This is a genomic window from Gilliamella sp. wkB7, assembly GCF_001693435.1.
In the GTDB taxonomy this organism is placed as follows: domain Bacteria; phylum Pseudomonadota; class Gammaproteobacteria; order Enterobacterales; family Orbaceae; genus Gilliamella; species Gilliamella apicola_N.
Genome location: NZ_CM004509.1, coordinates 961,377 through 977,590, shown reverse-complemented (window position 1 = coordinate 977,590; position 16,214 = coordinate 961,377). Strand labels below are relative to the sequence as shown.

Annotated in this window: 17 protein-coding genes and 1 pseudogene; 15 read left to right on the top strand and 3 right to left on the bottom strand. The window is 34.5% G+C overall.

Translation table 11 applies throughout. The annotated features are described in order from the left end of the window. The first annotated feature begins 639 nt into the window (after positions 1–639). From A9G17_RS04185 to A9G17_RS04140, 11 genes are all read left to right on the top strand, one after another. Positions 640–1,278, top strand: coding sequence for a nitroreductase family protein (locus tag A9G17_RS04185; protein WP_065737636.1), 639 nt, complete (start codon positions 640–642; stop codon positions 1,276–1,278). 15 nt (positions 1,279–1,293) lie between these two features. Next, complete coding sequence (locus A9G17_RS04180) at positions 1,294–2,493, top strand: FTR1 family iron permease (protein WP_065737635.1); 1,200 nt, start codon at positions 1,294–1,296, stop codon at positions 2,491–2,493. Positions 2,494–2,707: 214 nt separating this feature from the next. Continuing rightward, a complete protein-coding gene (locus tag A9G17_RS04175; RefSeq protein ID WP_039129983.1) occupies positions 2,708–3,271 on the top strand; it encodes an iron transporter in 564 nt (187 codons plus the stop codon). 99 nt (positions 3,272–3,370) lie between these two features. Then, on the top strand, positions 3,371–4,621 hold the full coding sequence (locus tag A9G17_RS04170; RefSeq protein ID WP_176714253.1) for a Fe-S-containing protein: 1,251 nt from the start codon (positions 3,371–3,373) through the stop codon (positions 4,619–4,621). 21 nt (positions 4,622–4,642) lie between these two features. Further along, positions 4,643–5,929: an ABC transporter permease gene (locus A9G17_RS04165; RefSeq protein ID WP_065737633.1), complete on the top strand. Its 1,287-nt coding sequence runs from the start codon at positions 4,643–4,645 to the stop codon at positions 5,927–5,929. 17 nt (positions 5,930–5,946) lie between these two features. Continuing rightward, complete coding sequence (locus A9G17_RS04160) at positions 5,947–7,089, top strand: ABC transporter permease (protein WP_065737632.1); 1,143 nt, start codon at positions 5,947–5,949, stop codon at positions 7,087–7,089. Between the two features lie 10 nt (positions 7,090–7,099). Further along, positions 7,100–7,759: an ABC transporter ATP-binding protein gene (locus A9G17_RS04155; RefSeq protein ID WP_039130581.1), complete on the top strand. Its 660-nt coding sequence runs from the start codon at positions 7,100–7,102 to the stop codon at positions 7,757–7,759. 18 nt (positions 7,760–7,777) lie between these two features. Beyond that, complete coding sequence (locus A9G17_RS04150) at positions 7,778–8,245, top strand: DUF4418 family protein (RefSeq protein WP_065737631.1); 468 nt, start codon at positions 7,778–7,780, stop codon at positions 8,243–8,245. 36 nt (positions 8,246–8,281) lie between these two features. Then, positions 8,282–8,491 carry a hypothetical protein gene (locus tag A9G17_RS12840; protein ID WP_081301675.1) on the top strand — a complete coding sequence of 70 codons (210 nt, stop codon included), beginning with the start codon at positions 8,282–8,284 and terminating at the stop codon, positions 8,489–8,491. A 60-nt stretch (positions 8,492–8,551) separates the two neighbouring features. After that, entirely contained in the window at positions 8,552–9,493 is a 942-nt protein-coding gene (locus tag A9G17_RS04145; RefSeq protein ID WP_081301674.1) for an ABC transporter permease, read from the top strand. After that, positions 9,493–10,158: an ABC transporter ATP-binding protein gene (locus tag A9G17_RS04140; protein WP_065737630.1), complete on the top strand. Its 666-nt coding sequence runs from the start codon at positions 9,493–9,495 to the stop codon at positions 10,156–10,158. The genes A9G17_RS04145 and A9G17_RS04140 overlap by 1 nt, the downstream gene beginning before the upstream one ends. Positions 10,159–10,221: 63 nt before the next feature. On the opposite strand, the gene A9G17_RS04135 is transcribed toward A9G17_RS04140, so the two are convergent. Continuing rightward, entirely contained in the window at positions 10,222–10,803 is a 582-nt protein-coding gene (locus A9G17_RS04135) for a Maf family protein (protein ID WP_065737629.1), read from the bottom strand. After that, positions 10,800–11,210 carry a GNAT family N-acetyltransferase gene (locus A9G17_RS04130; protein ID WP_065737628.1) on the bottom strand — a complete coding sequence of 137 codons (411 nt, stop codon included), beginning with the start codon at positions 11,208–11,210 and terminating at the stop codon, positions 10,800–10,802. The genes A9G17_RS04135 and A9G17_RS04130 overlap by 4 nt, the downstream gene beginning before the upstream one ends. Before the next feature lie 223 nt (positions 11,211–11,433). Between A9G17_RS04130 and A9G17_RS04125 the strand changes: the two genes are divergently transcribed. Together A9G17_RS04125 and A9G17_RS04120 are read left to right on the top strand one after the other, a co-directional pair. Further along, the gene (locus A9G17_RS04125) at positions 11,434–11,862 is read left to right on the top strand and encodes a universal stress protein (protein WP_065737627.1); all 429 of its coding nucleotides are present in this window, start codon (positions 11,434–11,436) and stop codon (positions 11,860–11,862) included. 566 nt (positions 11,863–12,428) lie between these two features. Continuing rightward, on the top strand, positions 12,429–12,812 hold the full coding sequence (locus A9G17_RS04120) for a VOC family protein (RefSeq protein ID WP_065737626.1): 384 nt from the start codon (positions 12,429–12,431) through the stop codon (positions 12,810–12,812). Positions 12,813–13,122: 310 nt separating this feature from the next. Here A9G17_RS04120 and rlmL read toward each other — a convergent pair. Continuing rightward, positions 13,123–13,497, bottom strand: a pseudogene (gene rlmL, locus A9G17_RS04115) (bifunctional 23S rRNA (guanine(2069)-N(7))-methyltransferase RlmK/23S rRNA (guanine(2445)-N(2))-methyltransferase RlmL); the annotation flags it as partial. Between the two features lie 507 nt (positions 13,498–14,004). Here rlmL and A9G17_RS04110 point away from each other — a divergent pair. Together A9G17_RS04110 and A9G17_RS04105 are read left to right on the top strand one after the other, a co-directional pair. Further along, positions 14,005–14,457: a hypothetical protein gene (locus A9G17_RS04110; protein ID WP_065737624.1), complete on the top strand. Its 453-nt coding sequence runs from the start codon at positions 14,005–14,007 to the stop codon at positions 14,455–14,457. A 28-nt stretch (positions 14,458–14,485) separates the two neighbouring features. Next, a complete protein-coding gene (locus tag A9G17_RS04105; protein WP_081301673.1) occupies positions 14,486–16,159 on the top strand; it encodes a lipase family alpha/beta hydrolase in 1,674 nt (557 codons plus the stop codon). Positions 16,160–16,214: the final 55 nt, after the last annotated feature.

The window sequence follows — 16,214 nt, the reverse complement described above, 5'->3', positions numbered from 1 at the left end:
CCAATTATAACATATTGTTTTATAATTAAAATATTGACCGTCAAATTTCTACCGATTTTTTGGGATATTTTTCATCAAAATCATAATATATAACAATATGTTTTTATTAAATTAATTAAAATTAATGGAAGTTAAAATTAGATTCTACGGGATTCTACCGATAAATTTATATTTTTCATGTAGTTAAAAAATGGTCAGCAATAAAATATAGAATTGCGATTTTTGAATAGCAAAAAATGCTATGTAATATTAACACATCGACGGTTTATCCCTGTATATACAGGGAACACGATCTGGATCAATCAAATTCACATCTAACCAAACGGTTTATCCCTGTATATACAGGGAACACTCTAATTATAAATTTTTGTTTTATAATTAAAATAGGAGAATTAAAATTTTACCAACTTTTTGATTGTTTTTAAGCAAATTGTTTTGATTTAACAGGTATTTTTATTACTGGCTAATTAATGCTATAAAGTTGATGTTAGTGCATTACTCGCTAACGATAACCGTATTGATTATTATAATAATTTTAATTTAGCTTAAAAATGATAATTATTATTATTTGATATTGATAATTGTGATCATTAGCAATAAGATATCACCACATTATTACCAAAAGGTTAGAGGTATGCTATGCCTTGGGGTTTACGGAAGACCGTTGCTGTTCTATTTTTATCATTGTTTTCTTTATCATTTTGTTATGCCGATATTACCTTACCGACACCGCAAACGAAAGATGGAATGAGTCTGTTTGAAAGTCTAAAAAAACGCGCATCAACGCCAGGTGGTGGTTTCCCTGCAGGACAAGTAACGGATGATGAATTATCAACAGTACTTTGGGCTGCAAGTGGATTAAACCGTGGTAAGACAGGTTGGACAGTTCCAATGGCGAAAGGCAAAGCTCCTTATGTGCGTATTTACGTTGCAAGTGAAAAGGGGACTTTTTTATATGAGTGGGATGGTCATTACCTGCGTGAAATCAATAATCAAGATATCCGAGGTGATATTGGTCAGCAAAGCTTTACCAAACGTGCCACTTATTCATTAATCTTTGTGTCAGATGCAAATGCATTAACAGATATTAAACCAGACGAAGTCACAAACTTCAGTTATACCGCAGTTGGTGCTATGAGCCAAAACGTATATTTAGCAGCGGCCGCATTAAAATTAAGTGCTCGTTATATCCATTCCATTAAATCAGAAACAATAAGTCAAGAATTACAATTACCAAAAGACGATGTACCGTTAGGTATGATTTTGTTAGGAAAGTAAAAGGTAAAGGACATTATGAAAAAGTTTTTTACGCTAGCTTTACTACTCATTGCTAGCTTGGTTGCTTTCGCACCCTCATCTTATGCCAATGAAAAACAATACAAAAGCTGGAACGAAATTATTGATGAAATGGATGTTATCTTAAATGATGCCTATGATATCTATTTCATGAAAGACGCCGAACGAGCCAAAGCACGAGTCAATAATGCCTATTTTGGATTTTATGAAAAGCATGGCGTTGAACGTGCAGTAATGTCTTATATTTCAGGAAAACGCGGAACGGATACCGAGTATCAATTTGCTAAAATTAAGCGATTAATGACCAATGGCGCACCAAATAAAACCGTTCGTGCTGAAATTGATGTGATTTTAAAAATGTTACATGAAGATGCAAACGAATTGGATGGTAAAAAAGAGAGTGGTTTAAGTGTCTTTTTTGCATCATTTATTATTATTTTCCGTGAAGGTTTAGAAGCTATATTAGTGATTGCCGCCATTTCTGCCTATTTAGTGCGTACCAATAACAAACCAATGTTAAAAGTAGTATATATCAGCTCAATGGTAGCCATTTTAGCAAGCATTCTTGCAGCCATTGCCTTGCATACTGTTGTAGGTTTAAGTGGTGCTAATCAAGAAATTATGGAAGGTAGCGCGATGTTATTGGCGACTGTTGTCCTGTTGTTTGTCAGTAACTGGATGGTTTCAAAAGCTGAAGCCGAAGCTTGGAAAAACTATGTGGAAGATAAAGTTCAAACCGCAGTTACAACAGGCAGCAGTTTTGCTTTAGGATTTGCTGCATTTTTAGCTGTATTTAGAGAAGGGGCTGAAACCATTATCTTTTATCAAGCAATGTTAGCTGATGCCAAAGAACATATGGATATGGTGTGGTATGGTCTGGGTGTTGGAACGATCATTTTAACATTTATCTTTCTTGTCATTCGTTTTGGTGCAGTTAGATTACCACTTAAACCATTCTTTATTTGCACAAGTATGCTCATGTATTTAATGGCGATAGCTTTTGCTGGCGGTGGGGTAAAAGAGTTACAAGAAGCGGATATTATCCCTGTCACACCAGTTGATTTTATACACTCGGTTGAAATTTTAGGCATTTACCCAACCGTCGAAACATTGATACCGCAAGTAATTATGGTTCTTGTTGTAGTACTGTCTGTGATGTACTACAAAAAAGGTAAAAATAATAAAAAAGAGCAATAAATCAAAATCCACCTTGTTAAGGTCTTATGATTGAATGGTAAAGGTGGAAAAGTAACAGGCTATTTTTAGTTGCCCACATTTTGACTACGCAAAAGATGTACTAAAAAGCAATAGAGCTGTTACCAACAGGTAATAACAGGTAGTTAATCAAAAGTAGTTTAAAAGAGATCAATAAGATCGTTAAACCACTATTTAAATTGTAAAGGAGTTTTCAATGAAAAAATTAGTTATAGCTGTCGGTGTTTCATCAATACTTGCATTATCTTCATTTGCTCATGCAGCAGCACCAGCCCCAGGCGAACAAAAAGGTTTTGAAGAGTTTCCGATTGGTGACGAAGTGACAGTTGGTCCATTACATATTGGTGCAGTATATTTCCAACCTGTTGATATGGAGCCAGCTGGTATTGGTGGTTTACCAGCATCAAAATCGGATATGCATATTGAAGCGGATATTTCAGCTGCGGAAGGTAATAAATTAGGTTATGGAGTGGGCAGTTTTGTTCCTTATCTAACGGTAAAATATAAAATCCAAAAAGAGGGCAGCAATAAAGCTATCGAAGGTAACTTTATGCCTATGAGTGCCTCTGATGGTCCACATTATGGTAATAACATCAAACTTGAAGGTGCTGGTAAATATAAAGTAACCTTTATTATTGAAAACCCAGAGAAACAAGGTTATCTATTACATGTAGATAAAGAGACGGGTGTTGAAGGTCGTTTCTGGAGTAAACCTATTGAAGTTTCTTGGGACTTTGATTATATCCCTCGTGCATGGTAATTTTTTGCAAAAAAAGCAGTATAATGCTTTTTATAATTAGGATGATTTATGGCGAGTATTAGGCTCGCCAATTTATGTTGTAATAACCAGGCAAAGATTATGCTTCAATATCTTATCAAAATTACCGACAATACTTTTATTCCTGTAATCATGATTGCACTACTCAGTGCAGTAATTGCCAAATCAAATAGCTTTCATCATAAAAAAATTGTTTCCGTTGGTTTTCTATTAGGATTTATTGCAGCTTTAATTTATGCCATTTTAAAACGTAACACTGGATTTGCGGTGCGTGAATTTTATGATCTTGGTGTAATTATACCTTGGGTCATTATTGCGTTACCTTTATTAGTTTGCATTTGGATGCAAAAATCTTGGCATAAAACCTTGATTAAGGTTTTATCTATAATGTTATTTGTGCTGGCTAGTGGTTTAATTACGGCACAATGTTTACCGAATTTAATGCTCTATCCGTTCGAATTTGCTGTCGGAATGGAGTCGATTTTTAATAATGAATATTTGTTCAAATGGGTTGGGTATGGATTTGCTCTACTGGTTTGTGTCTTAATTGGTTTATTTACATATCGACTTTGTGGCAGGTTATCCAATAGGCTAGTTACAATAGTCACAACGCTTTCAATCATTATTTTTACCATTCAAAATGGTATTAATATCATGCAAATTTTAATCGTTAGACGGTTCATTGCTTCACAGAAATGGATGATGGAATTGGTGATTTTTATTTTAGGTCATGTCAATTTTTTCACATTTATTTTTATGGCAATCCTACTGCTGTTGACGATAGTGCTCTATATCAAATCAAAAACAACCTCGTTAGTGGGTAGCAATCCAGCTCAAATCCGTAAACTTAAATCGCAATTACTTCGAGACAGAAGAACTTCACTATTTTTGATGGCTGGCGTTGCTATTACGGCTTATACAGTGACACGCGCACGTTATATTTTTGAAAAAGGGGTAGAACTTACGCCAGCCGAACCGATTACAGCCAACGCAGACAATCTAATTGTTATCCCTCTTGATAATATCAATGATGGTAATTTGCATCGTTACGGCTACCAAGCAACCGATAGTACTTTAGTTCGTTTTATTGTGATTAAAAAAAGCGAAAATGCCTATGGTGTAGGCTTTGATGCTTGTGATATTTGTGGTGCAAGTGGGTATTACCAACGTGGTAATCAAGTCGTCTGTATTTTGTGTGATGTAGTAATGAACATTGCCACCATTGGTTTTGCTGGGGGTTGTAATCCAGTACCACTTAAATATGAAATTATTGACGGCAATATGGTGATTCTCCCTGCGCATCTTGAAGCCGAAAAAGGTCGTTTTAAATAAAGAGTATCCAAGGAATAGAGTATGTTTCGTAGAATGTTACTAAGCGTGTTAGTACGCCAAAAAAAGAAGCTCTTTTTAATCGCGCTCACTGTTGCCTTAGGTGTCTCATTAGCCACTGCCATGTTAAATGTCATGTTTGATGTTGGTGATAAAGTCAATCAAGAATTAAAAGCGTATGGAGCTAATCTAAATATTGTGCCTAAAAGTACTGCGTTAGTAAGTGAAATGTATCAGTTGGATAATAATGATAATCAACAAGCAGTGCAATACATCAAACAGGATGATCTCGTTAAAATTAAGATGATCTTTTGGGCATATAATATTGTCGATTTTGCGCCTTATCTTAATGCCCCAGCAATGTTAAATGATAAACCCATTACAATTGTCGGAACTTGGTTTAATAAACACCTTAAAATTCCGACTGGCGATGAGGTTGATACAGGTATGTTAGCCATGAAATCATGGTGGACAATTGAAGGCGATAAGATGACTGATGATAATCTGCAAGGCGTAATGGTCGGTGAATCAGTTGCGAAACAGTGGAATTTAAAATTAGGTGACAGTATTGAGGTTACATCTGTTCTAACGAAACAAAAAATCACGTTAACCGTGCACAATATTTTCCACAGTGGTGGCGCTGAAGATTCACAATTATTTGTATCCCTCCCAATTGCACAGCAGTTAGCTGATAAAAATGGACTGGTTGAACGTGTTGAAGTAAGTGCATTAACCACCCCTGAAAACGAATTGGCTCGTAAGGCCGCGCAAGATCCTAACAGCTTATCACGCACCGAGTGGGATACATGGTATTGCACTGCTTATATTAGTTCAATTGCTTATCAACTAGAAGAGTTAATGCCTGATGTTCGCGTTAAAGCCATTATGCAAGTGGCGGATTCAGAAGGTTCTATTTTACAAAAAACGCAGTTATTGATGCTATTGTTAACCGTTTTATCTTTAATTTGTTCCGCATTAGCTATTTCAAATTTAGTGACCGCAAATGTGATAGAACGCAGTACCGAAATTGGTTTACTTAAAGCACTCGGCGCAACGAATAGTGCTGTTGCCTTGCTCATTTTAACCGAAATCTTAATTATTGCCTTAATTGGCGGTATTTTGGGTTACTTTATTGGTCTTGGCTTTGCGCAGATTATTGGTCATACCGTATTCGGTTCGTTTGTCGAACCTAAAATGATTATTGTTCCTTTAGTATTAATAATGGTTACCTTAATTACATTTTTAGGTAGCTTACCTGCGCTGCGTATTATGATGTTTTTACGCCCTACTGATGTACTGCATGGTCGATAAGGGTAAAGGTAAATCTGATGATTAATAAAAATCGACGCTTTATTATTAAAACCATATTGAGTTCGCTCATTCGTCGTCGCTCTCGCATTATCATTGCACTTTTAGGCGTGGCGATTGGCGCAACGGTATTATTAGGCATGGTTACGCTCTGTTTTGACATTCCAAGACAGATGGGGCAGGAGTTTCGTTCTTATGGAGCGAATTTATTATTAATGCCCGCGAATAATCAGCCAACTATGTCAATGACTGATGTACAAAAAGCAGTAAGCTTATTACCACAAGACAAATTACTTGGTGTCACACCGTTTCGCTACGGCGCAGTGCGCGTTAATCAGCATCCTTATACCATTGTCGGTACTAACTTTAACCAAGTTACCAAAACAAGTCCTTATTGGCATATAGAAGGCAGTTTGCCACAAAAAACACATGAAGTGATGATTGGGACCGATATAGCTAACTTTGCCAATTTATACGTTGGCAGTGAAATATCCATTTCGGGTAAATCTAAACAAGATTCTCGTTTTGATGAAGAGTTAACTATTACCGGTATAGTTAAAACAGGTAGAGCTGAAGATAATTTTATTTTTGTCGATCTGCATGATTTAGAACAATTCTTTGAAGAGAGTGATCAAGCTGAAGTTGTTGAAGTCAGCATCACAGCATCACAAAATGAGTTAAAGGACTATATAGATACCATTAAAAGTCAATCAACCACAATCGAACCCCATTTAATTAAATGGGTGACACAATCAGAAACCTCAGTATTAGGTAAACTGTCATCACTCCTTTATTTAGTGACCCTTGTGGTTTTAGTGCTCACTATGATTTGCGTGGCAACTACCATGATGACGGTTGTAATGGAGCGCCGTAAAGAAATCGGTCTTAAAAAAGCCATTGGAGCTAATAATAAAAGTATCGCTAAAGAGTTTTTAGCCGAGGGATTAGTTCTTGGTATTACTGGAGGGATTATTGGGGTAATTTGTGGACTTATTTTTGCGCAGGTAATCAGTTCTAATGTTTTTGGTCGTTCAATTATTATTGAATTTTATTTGATACCAAGTACCATTTTAATATCAGCAATTGTGACGGTAATTGCCTGTTTAATTCCGGTTAAACGTGCATTAGATGTAGAGCCAGCATTAGTATTGCGTGGCGAATAGGATGTAAAGTATGAATATACTCGAAGTTAATAATGTATCTAAGATTTATGGTTCTCTTCATGCCTTATCAGATGTGAATTTAGTTGTAGAAGAGAGCAAATGGTTATCCATTATGGGACCATCGGGCAGTGGCAAAACGACCTTGATGAATATTATTGGTTGTATGGATAAACCATCTTTAGGTTCGGTCATTTTAGATGGACAAGATATTACCCAATTATCTCTACCCGAATTAACCGAAATCCGCCGTGATAAAATCGGTCTTATCTTTCAACAATTCCATTTAGTGTCTTATCTAACCGCACTCGAAAACGTAATGGTTGCACAATATTATCACAGCATGGTCGATGAAAAAGAAGCTATGCAAGCGCTGGAAAGGGTTGGACTTGCTGCCCGCGCTAAGCACTTGCCAAATCAGTTATCAGGCGGGGAACAGCAACGTGTATGCATTGCCCGCGCCTTAATCAATTATCCAAAATTAATTTTAGCCGATGAACCTACTGGTAATTTAGATGAAAATAATGAAGCAATGGTTATGAATTTACTGCATCAACTGCACGAAGAAGGGAGTACTATTATTGTTGTGACTCATTCACTTGAAGTATCAAAACATGCTCAAACAACCGTTGTACTTGAACATGGCAAGGTTGCCCGAGTAATTAATAATTAATATTTAAGGTTTTAAATTATGCAAAATCGTGTTGTTTCATCACTCATTTATATCATTATTGGCATATTATTTATTTTATTTCCTCTGTATATTTTACCCGTCTGCCCACATGAAACCGTTAACCTATCAACTGCAACAATGCAAGGTCAAGTAGAACATGTGCATACAGGTGTTGGTAAAATTATGAAATGCTTTTGGACAGGCCGAGCTGAAGTTGGCGTGGGCAGTTTGATTATTGCAATTGGCACCTTAATGCTATTTTGTCGTAAAATTTTTCTGCGAATGGGATTAAGTATGGCGATTGCTTGCATTTCATTATTTGCTTTGGCTATTCCGACCATTTTAATTGGCGTATGTGATAATCAAATGATGCGCTGCAATATGGGTGCTAAACCAGCGCTCGTCTTATTGTCATTGTTATTATTTATTATTGCGCTGGTGAATACTTTCTATCTTAATAAAGCGGCCAGAAGAAGCATATTTTAAAGATATACAATCTTTAATAAAAAATAGGATCTAAACATGCAAGAACAACCCATTACCATGGCTAATTTGGCTTGGCAAAACATTCAACGGCGGCCATTTCGGAGTTGTTGTTTGATTATCATTGTTATGTTGTTTTCTGCCACACTTTTTGGCGGTAGCGTGATTATGAAAAATCTCAGTTTGGGAATTTCTGGCATGGCTGATCGCCTTGGTGCGGATATTTTAGTTGTCCCATATGGTTACTAAAAAAATCTAGAAGTTGCCTTATTACGGGGTGAACCAAGTAGCTTTTATTTAAAAGTTGATTTGATTGATAAAATCAAAAATATTAAAGGAATACAAGCAATATCACCCCAACTTTTTATCGCTTCACTGAGCGCCGGTTGCTGTACATCAAAAGTGCAACTAATTGGTTTTGATCAGCAAAGCGATTTTGTGATCAAACCTTGGTTGCAATCGCAACTTACTGAGCCACTTACTGATAACCAAATTGTAGTTGGATCGAAAATTAGTTCAAATATTGGCGATGAGGTTATGTTTTTCAATCATCCTTTCAAAATAGCAGCCAAAATGGATAGTACGGGAATGGGCTTTGACACTTCGGTATTTATGACTATGCAAGCAGCACACACTTTAATGAAAGAAGCTGAATTAGTGCAAGGTGATGTCGATCATTTTGCGGATTATGCCTCTTCCATTTTCATAAAAGTCGATCCTGATTATCAGCCTAAAGATATTATTAATCAAATCATGCCCAAATACGCTATCGACTATCAACTTGATTTTGTTATGACTAAAGGTATGTTAAGTAATATTTCCAAATGGTTAAATGGCTTTTCGACCATTGTATATAGTTTATCGGCAATTTTTTGGGTATTAGCAATAGTGATTATTTTTGTCATCTTCTCGTCAAATTTAAATGAGCGTAAGCGCGAAATCAGTTTATTGCGTATCTTAGGGGCTTCACGTCGAGATTTAGTAAAAATGTTGCTGCGTGAATCTTTAATTATTAGTGCATTAGGTGGCTTAATGGGCATTTTATTAGCAGGTGTATTGCTCTATGCGTTTAGTTTATTAATCTGCCAAACCATTGGTTTACCATGCATTAATCTTTCAGTGATTGATGCGTTATGCTATGCAGTAGTGGTATTGGCATTAACCATAATTATTGGACCATTATCAAGTATCTATTCAGCTTTATCTATGACTAAGTTTGATACTTACAGCACGCTCAGAGAGGGTGAATAATGTTACTGAATGTTCGTAATTTGCGTAAAGATTACCAGCGTGGTCAACAAACCTTTGCAGCAGTAAATAATGTCAGTTTCAGTATGCAACCAGGTGATTTTAAATGCATTATGGGTAAATCAGGTAGCGGTAAAACGACGCTTTTGAATATGATTGCTGGTTTATTAACACCAACTCAGGGGAAAGTAACCTTTAATGATGTAAATCTATTTGAATTAGATGATCAGCAAGTATCAGCTTTTCGTAATCAGCATATTGGTTATATTCCTCAAGGTAGCAGTTTACTCCCTAATCTTACCGCGATTGATAATATTCGCTTACCTTATTACTTAACTAAGCGCCCAAATAAAAGTAGCTTCAGTTATGCGAAAAGTTTGTTGGAAAAGGCCAAAGTCAGTTATTTGCAAGATGTTTATCCATCCAATATGTCAGGAGGGGAAATGCGTCGTATTGCCATATTACGTGCATTAATTTGCCAGCCACAAATCATCATTGCAGATGAGCCTACCAGCGATCTCGACGAGGAGAGTTCTACTTATATTATGCAACTGCTAAAAGAAATTAACCAACAAGGCACTGCGTTATTGATTGTCACCCATAATAATGATGTAGCAAGTTATAGCCAAAATATCATGAAAATGTCTGCAGGGCGGTTTATTGATTAAATAAGTCAATGCTCACTTATATAATCTTAAGTGAATACTGACTTATTCATTTTGCCTCACTGGTTAAAGCAATAAGGGATTACAGCCCATTTCAATCATTATTTTATTAAGCTTTAACAGAGGCAATCCGACTAATGAATTAATATCATCTCCCTCTAACTTATCAAACAACGTTATGCCGAGTTCATCACATTTAAAACTGCCAGCACACTGTAGCGGCATCTCTTTAGCGATATAGGCATCGATTTCAGAACTACTGAGTTGCCGAAAGGTGACTTTGAAGGGTTCACAAAGAGTGGTAGATTGACCCGAGTGGGTATTAATAACTGTCATCCCTGTATAAAAATAGAATGTTTTGCCACTGCTATTGGCAAGTTGTTTGCGAGCATTTTCAACAGTATGTGGTTTGCAAACAATTTTTCCCTCTAGAACCCCTACCTGATCTGAGCCAATAATTAAACTGTCTGGGTATTTATCGACTAATGATTGCGCTTTCAGATTTGCTAAACGTACCACTAACTGCTCAGCAGACTCACCCGCAAGCGGTGTTTCGTCACAAATAGGCGGAACACATTCAAAAGGGATAGCGAATTTTTCAAGTACTTTTTTACGTGATAGCGATGTTGACGCTAAAATGATTCTCATATTGATTTATCTCTTAAAATCCAAGCGGAAGGATGAGCATTAAATCCGATATGTCCATAATAATCAACCGCACTTGGTGCAGCCAGTAAGGTTATCGAGCAATTTTCATGAGTATTCTTTTTTACTTCTTTAATTAATTGTTTACCAATACCTTGTTTTTGATAATCCTCATCTACAGCGAGATCAGCCAAATAAGTTATATATACAAAATCCGTTAAACAACGCGCTATACCAATTAATTTATCATTATGCCAAGCGGTTATAACTAAGTTAGCATTATCTAACATAGCTTTAAATCGTGTTGAATCGGTAAGAGGTCGGCGTTCACCTAGTGAACAGTGACGATAAAGGGCAATAGCTTGTTCAAGTTCTGGTTTGATGTCTGAACGGTAAATAATACTACTCATGGTGATCTCCGTCATGAAATGAGTAAAAAATGGTTTCATTTTTCTAAATTGGTTTTAGGATATTATAGTAAGCATCAACTAACTTAACTATTAAAAATAAATAAAGAGTAAATCCAAAATAAGTATCATAATAATCAAATGTCATGATTCTTAAACCATATGACTGTTAAACCGTATTGTCAAAGATCATTTATCAGATTTTATTTAGCGAGGGGGTAGTTTTATGTACAACAAAATTTTAGTACCGGTTGATGTGCTTGAAGATGAGTTAACCCAAAAAGTCATCCCACATGTTGAATGTTTGGCAAAATTATCAAATGCTGAGGTGATCTTCTTTCATACTTTGCCAGTAGCGTCAGCAATTGTGAATGCTTACTCATTTGGTTTTGATGAATTTAAAGATAAAGCAACTGTACAAACTGAACAATGGTTACATAAATTAATGGCTTCTATTAATTTACCTCAAGAAAAATTGTCGTTTTCTATTGCGTTTGGTAATCCAAGAGATGAAATTCTTCATATTGCGGAAGAATTAAAACCTGACCTAATAATATTAGGATCACGTCGCCCTAATATTACCACTCATTTACTAGGATCGAATGCGGCAGGTGTAGTCCGTAGTGCGCAAACTTCAGTTTTAGTCGTTCGATAGTTTCAACATTTATTCTTTAAACTATATCGAGGAGCGAATAACTCCTCGTAAGTAATTTATAATCTGATGCTCTTAGTAAATAACCTAAAAATCCATATCAATAACACCTATTATGAATTGTACAGGTTATTAATATCAATTTTATTATTAAAGTTCGTTCTAGGTTTTTTATACGTCATTAAAATTATAATTCATTGATTTATTACTATTAATATTTGTAAAGATAAAATGCAAAATACATTAATTACTCGGTTTGAGTATTAACTGAAAAAAGAGTGATTTTAATAATTATTTCCATGTTTATTTTATTTAGTTATTATTTTATTGATTAGAAGGAGTATGACAAAGAAGTGATTCTAAAATTGAAGATTATTTTAATGATAACTCCTGTGTTATTTTAAACGTTCATTTTGTTTTTCATGTAAGTAATAACATCAATAATAATTCCATAAAGTTATGTATGAACATAACTAAATGTCAGTGAGAACAATTGATAAACTAAATATTCGTGTTTAATTTTTTTCATATTCAATATTCGTATTCATATAAAACGGTGAGGAGAAAAAATGAAAGTCAAAAATATAGACCATTTTGTTATCACTACCCACAATATTGATAAAAGTATCGCATTTTATCAAGATCTTCTTGGTATGAAGCATGTTGAAAAAGATGGACGACATGCTTTTATTTTTGGTCATCAAAAAATTAATATTCACGCTAAAAAAGGCGAATTTCAACCCGCAGCATTACATCCAGAATATGGTAGCCAAGATTTTTGTTTAATTGTTGAAGAAGATGTTGAATCCATTAAAAAAGAAATCGAAAAAAAGGGTTATCCTATTGTAGAGGGTGTGGTAAAACGGCATGGCGCACAGGGAGATATCAATAGTTTATATCTCAGAGACCCAGATGGAAATTTGGTTGAGCTGGCCAATTATCGGAATAATTAAAAAATAAACATCGGCAAAATAAGAACTAACGTAGTTAGTATAAATTAGTTAAAGTTTAATTATTTTGCCAATTTATAATTGGCTAAGCATTAAAAATTACTTCCATAGTCGCTCGATAAATTACTTATCATTTATCAGCATCTGTTACTAAAAGTAAAATATACTGGCACTAGTTCGTTTATTTTTACAATTAATATTAATTTTTTAATCTTCCGACAATATTTTAAATCTAAAAAATTCTCCTTAAAAATTCATATATTGTTTTTTTTAAGGAGAATTCAGTCAAAATTTTACTTTTGGTTTATAAATTTTATTTTTGGTGTTGGACAATAAAACAGCAGTGAATTTGCTTATTACGTTTAAAGTCCAAGGATAACGTTTTATTGGTGATATCTTGATAAGTCAATCCAAGGTTTTGCATACCAATGTTATCCATTTTAAAACCCCGTTTATTGTTCGAAAACACAATGATGCCATTTGGTTTTAATAACCGTTTTAAATTCGCCATTATTTTTAAATGATCACGTTGAACATCAAAAGTATCACTCATCCTTTTAGAATTTGAAAATGTAGGTGGATCAATAAAGATTAGATCGAACTGATCATCACTATGTTCTAAATACAATAAACAATCAGCTTGAATTAAGCGATGCTGTCTACCTGTTAATCCATTTTGTTTTAAAGAATGCATTATAGTGAGTTACTTTTATTGCGGGAGATAAAGGATGATACTTTTTAGTTTTTGAAGATTTTTAAGTATAAAAACAGTAAATTTTGTAAAAAATATTCAGGAGTCTATACCGTCTTATTGCGGTATTTTATTGTAATCTTTTTATTACCTATTACCAATCGCTAACCACCCATCATGAGCAGTTTTTATTTTATGATTTGAGTAAATAACCTAAATCTATCTCAATACCAGTTATCATGATTTGTGCTTATTATAAACATTAATTTTGGCTTATTTATAAATCACTATATAAACTAATTTATTGATTAATATATTTTAATATAACTATCTATAAAGTAATAAACCCATTATTTAATTGGTTTAACTATTATCTGCGCTAAATAAAAAAGTAATTGACTCGTTCAAAAAAAATACTTATTTTATATGAAACAGATTATCATTTAGAAGTATCTATGTTTTTGGGAAAAATCAATTTTGCCATTACAAATTAAGGATTGTAGTATGAGCATAATGGAGCAACAGAGAGACAGTTTAACATCGCTTTCTGGGCGCTTATCATATATCTCAATTGATGTACTCAATGCGTTATCGAGCATTTCTGCCATATCAATTAAAGGTCAAGAGCGGTTAAATGAACCTTGGCAATATCAGATAAATTTCACCGGAAAAAATAAACAAATATTAATTGTATCCATTCTTAGCCAAGTCACCTTACTCCGTTATCACCTTACTCCATCACTGCTAAAAATAACACAAATCAGCTCATATAATCATATTTCTAAATCAAGAAAGTTTTACAGAATAATCACAGAATTTAGTTTGGTTCCATTCAGCGAAGATGAATCACGTTATCAGGTGAAACTTAAGCACCAAATAGCATTATTTGCAACCAATTATCTAAATACCATAACTATCGAATGTCCGAATTACAGTTATTCACTTTTGAAAAAGTGATATCAGAAAAGAAGAATAAGGAATTAAAATGGACAAAAATAATAATCGTCAAAGTGCAGTATTTAACACAGTACTCCGTTCAGATGAAAAAATGGCAAAAATGCATATTGAAAAAGAGCGTAAAGTTATACCAATTATTTTTTTGCCTGGCGTGATGGGAAGTAATTTAAAGGCAAAATCTGAAACAGGAAAAAATCAAAATACGAAAAAGATTTGGTGTTTAGATAGCGCTGCTTCAATGGCCAATTGGTTTTTTATGGGGGCCAAAGCAAGAAAAATAAAACTTAAGCCTGATAGAACCGAAGTAGATTTCCGTGGAAAGATTTCTGATGCTTCAGAAGCTGAGATTCAGTTATTTGGAGATCGTCGAGAAAGGGGATGGGGAAGCATTAGTTATTTGGGTTATGGCGAATTTTTGAAAATCTTTCAATCATACTTATATCAACCAAATGGCCAATTATCCAGTAAATTAACCAATCTGATTAATGATTTACCTTTTGTGTTAGACGAAGGTTCAAAAGAACAATTAATTTTTAAAGAAAATGAGATTGAAATCTGTAAAAATTACGATTTTCCGCTTTATGCAATGGGTTATAACTGGTTAGAATCTAATGCAGAAAGTGCAGAAAAACTAAAAACTTTAGTTGAAGAAACTATCCCAAAATTTTATAAAAAACGAGGCAGAGTTTGCGATAAAGTGATTTTAATTACCCATTCTATGGGAGGGTTGGTTGCGCGTTTTTATACGGAACTTCTGGGGGGACGTGATAAAGTATACGGTGTAATTAATGGCGTACAACCCTCGACAGGAGCCGCTGCCGCTTATACACGCATGAAACGAGGGAATGAAGATGATTGGATTATGGCAAACATATTAGGTAAAGATGCCGCCGAAATGACCGCAGTGTGTGCTCAAGCTCCTGGCCCATTACAATTGTTACCCAGCGGAGAATATAGAGCAAAAAGTTTAACGAGTGAAAAATATGTACCTGAATGGTTAACCATTACTACTCCTGATGGAAAATCAGAATCTTTTCCTAAAACAAATCCATATGATGATATTTACTTAAACAAAGAGCAATGGTGGTGTGCCTGTGAACCACATTTAATTAATCCATTAAATACAAGATATGATAAAACCACAATGCAAAAAGATTGGCAAGAATACGAAAAGCTAATTTGCATACAAGTGAAATCTTTTCATGAAAAAATAGCTGATAAGTTTCATCCCAATACCTATGTATTTTTTGGAATTGAAGAGAGTGGAAATACTATTCGTGAAGAGTTATTGACCTATGAAAGAGTGCATTGGCAAGGTAAGTTTATTGACAGTTCTTCAATATTTGCAGAACGACCGCCAAAGAACTATATTGGCGACAATAACCGATTAAATTTAAAAGAGTTGAATGAAGACAGAACCCTTAAAGCAAATGCTAATGAATCGAAGGATGATAATATTGCATCCTTAAGAAAAAGGAGTATTAAGATAAAATATACTTTAAAAGAAGCCAATGACGATGGCGATAGTACCGTGCCAAAAAGTTCTGGTGAGATTCCAATAGAAAAGATTCAAGTTCGTATGCATATACCAGTTAAACATGGATCTCCATATGATGAGGACATCTGTCAAGAGTTTGCTTTGCGCGCAATAGTAGCTATTATACAAAAGGTTAACAAAAATGAGCAACAAGCTAAAACTTAATGAAAAACATTATTTTTTAACTGCCATTTTATTAGTAATTATATTTTTTAGTTAT

What these genes read in the sequence shown, in the direction of transcription:
- A9G17_RS04185 (WP_065737636.1), top strand. Translation starts at nt 640, where the DNA reads ATGCCTTGGGGTTTACGGAAGACCGTTGCTGTTCTATTTTTATCATTG.
- A9G17_RS04180 (WP_065737635.1), top strand. Translation starts at nt 1,294, where the DNA reads ATGAAAAAGTTTTTTACGCTAGCTTTACTACTCATTGCTAGCTTGGTT.
- A9G17_RS04175 (WP_039129983.1), top strand. Translation starts at nt 2,708, where the DNA reads ATGAAAAAATTAGTTATAGCTGTCGGTGTTTCATCAATACTTGCATTA.
- A9G17_RS04170 (WP_176714253.1), top strand. Translation starts at nt 3,371, where the DNA reads ATGCTTCAATATCTTATCAAAATTACCGACAATACTTTTATTCCTGTA.
- A9G17_RS04165 (WP_065737633.1), top strand. Translation starts at nt 4,643, where the DNA reads ATGTTTCGTAGAATGTTACTAAGCGTGTTAGTACGCCAAAAAAAGAAG.
- A9G17_RS04160 (WP_065737632.1), top strand. Translation starts at nt 5,947, where the DNA reads ATGATTAATAAAAATCGACGCTTTATTATTAAAACCATATTGAGTTCG.
- A9G17_RS04155 (WP_039130581.1), top strand. Translation starts at nt 7,100, where the DNA reads ATGAATATACTCGAAGTTAATAATGTATCTAAGATTTATGGTTCTCTT.
- A9G17_RS04150 (WP_065737631.1), top strand. Translation starts at nt 7,778, where the DNA reads ATGCAAAATCGTGTTGTTTCATCACTCATTTATATCATTATTGGCATA.
- A9G17_RS12840 (WP_081301675.1), top strand. Translation starts at nt 8,282, where the DNA reads ATGCAAGAACAACCCATTACCATGGCTAATTTGGCTTGGCAAAACATT.
- A9G17_RS04140 (WP_065737630.1), top strand. Translation starts at nt 9,493, where the DNA reads ATGTTACTGAATGTTCGTAATTTGCGTAAAGATTACCAGCGTGGTCAA.
- A9G17_RS04135 (WP_065737629.1), bottom strand. Translation starts at nt 10,803, where the DNA reads ATGAGAATCATTTTAGCGTCAACATCGCTATCACGTAAAAAAGTACTT.
- A9G17_RS04130 (WP_065737628.1), bottom strand. Translation starts at nt 11,210, where the DNA reads ATGAGTAGTATTATTTACCGTTCAGACATCAAACCAGAACTTGAACAA.
- A9G17_RS04125 (WP_065737627.1), top strand. Translation starts at nt 11,434, where the DNA reads ATGTACAACAAAATTTTAGTACCGGTTGATGTGCTTGAAGATGAGTTA.
- A9G17_RS04120 (WP_065737626.1), top strand. Translation starts at nt 12,429, where the DNA reads ATGAAAGTCAAAAATATAGACCATTTTGTTATCACTACCCACAATATT.
- A9G17_RS04110 (WP_065737624.1), top strand. Translation starts at nt 14,005, where the DNA reads ATGAGCATAATGGAGCAACAGAGAGACAGTTTAACATCGCTTTCTGGG.
- A9G17_RS04105 (WP_081301673.1), top strand. Translation starts at nt 14,486, where the DNA reads ATGGACAAAAATAATAATCGTCAAAGTGCAGTATTTAACACAGTACTC.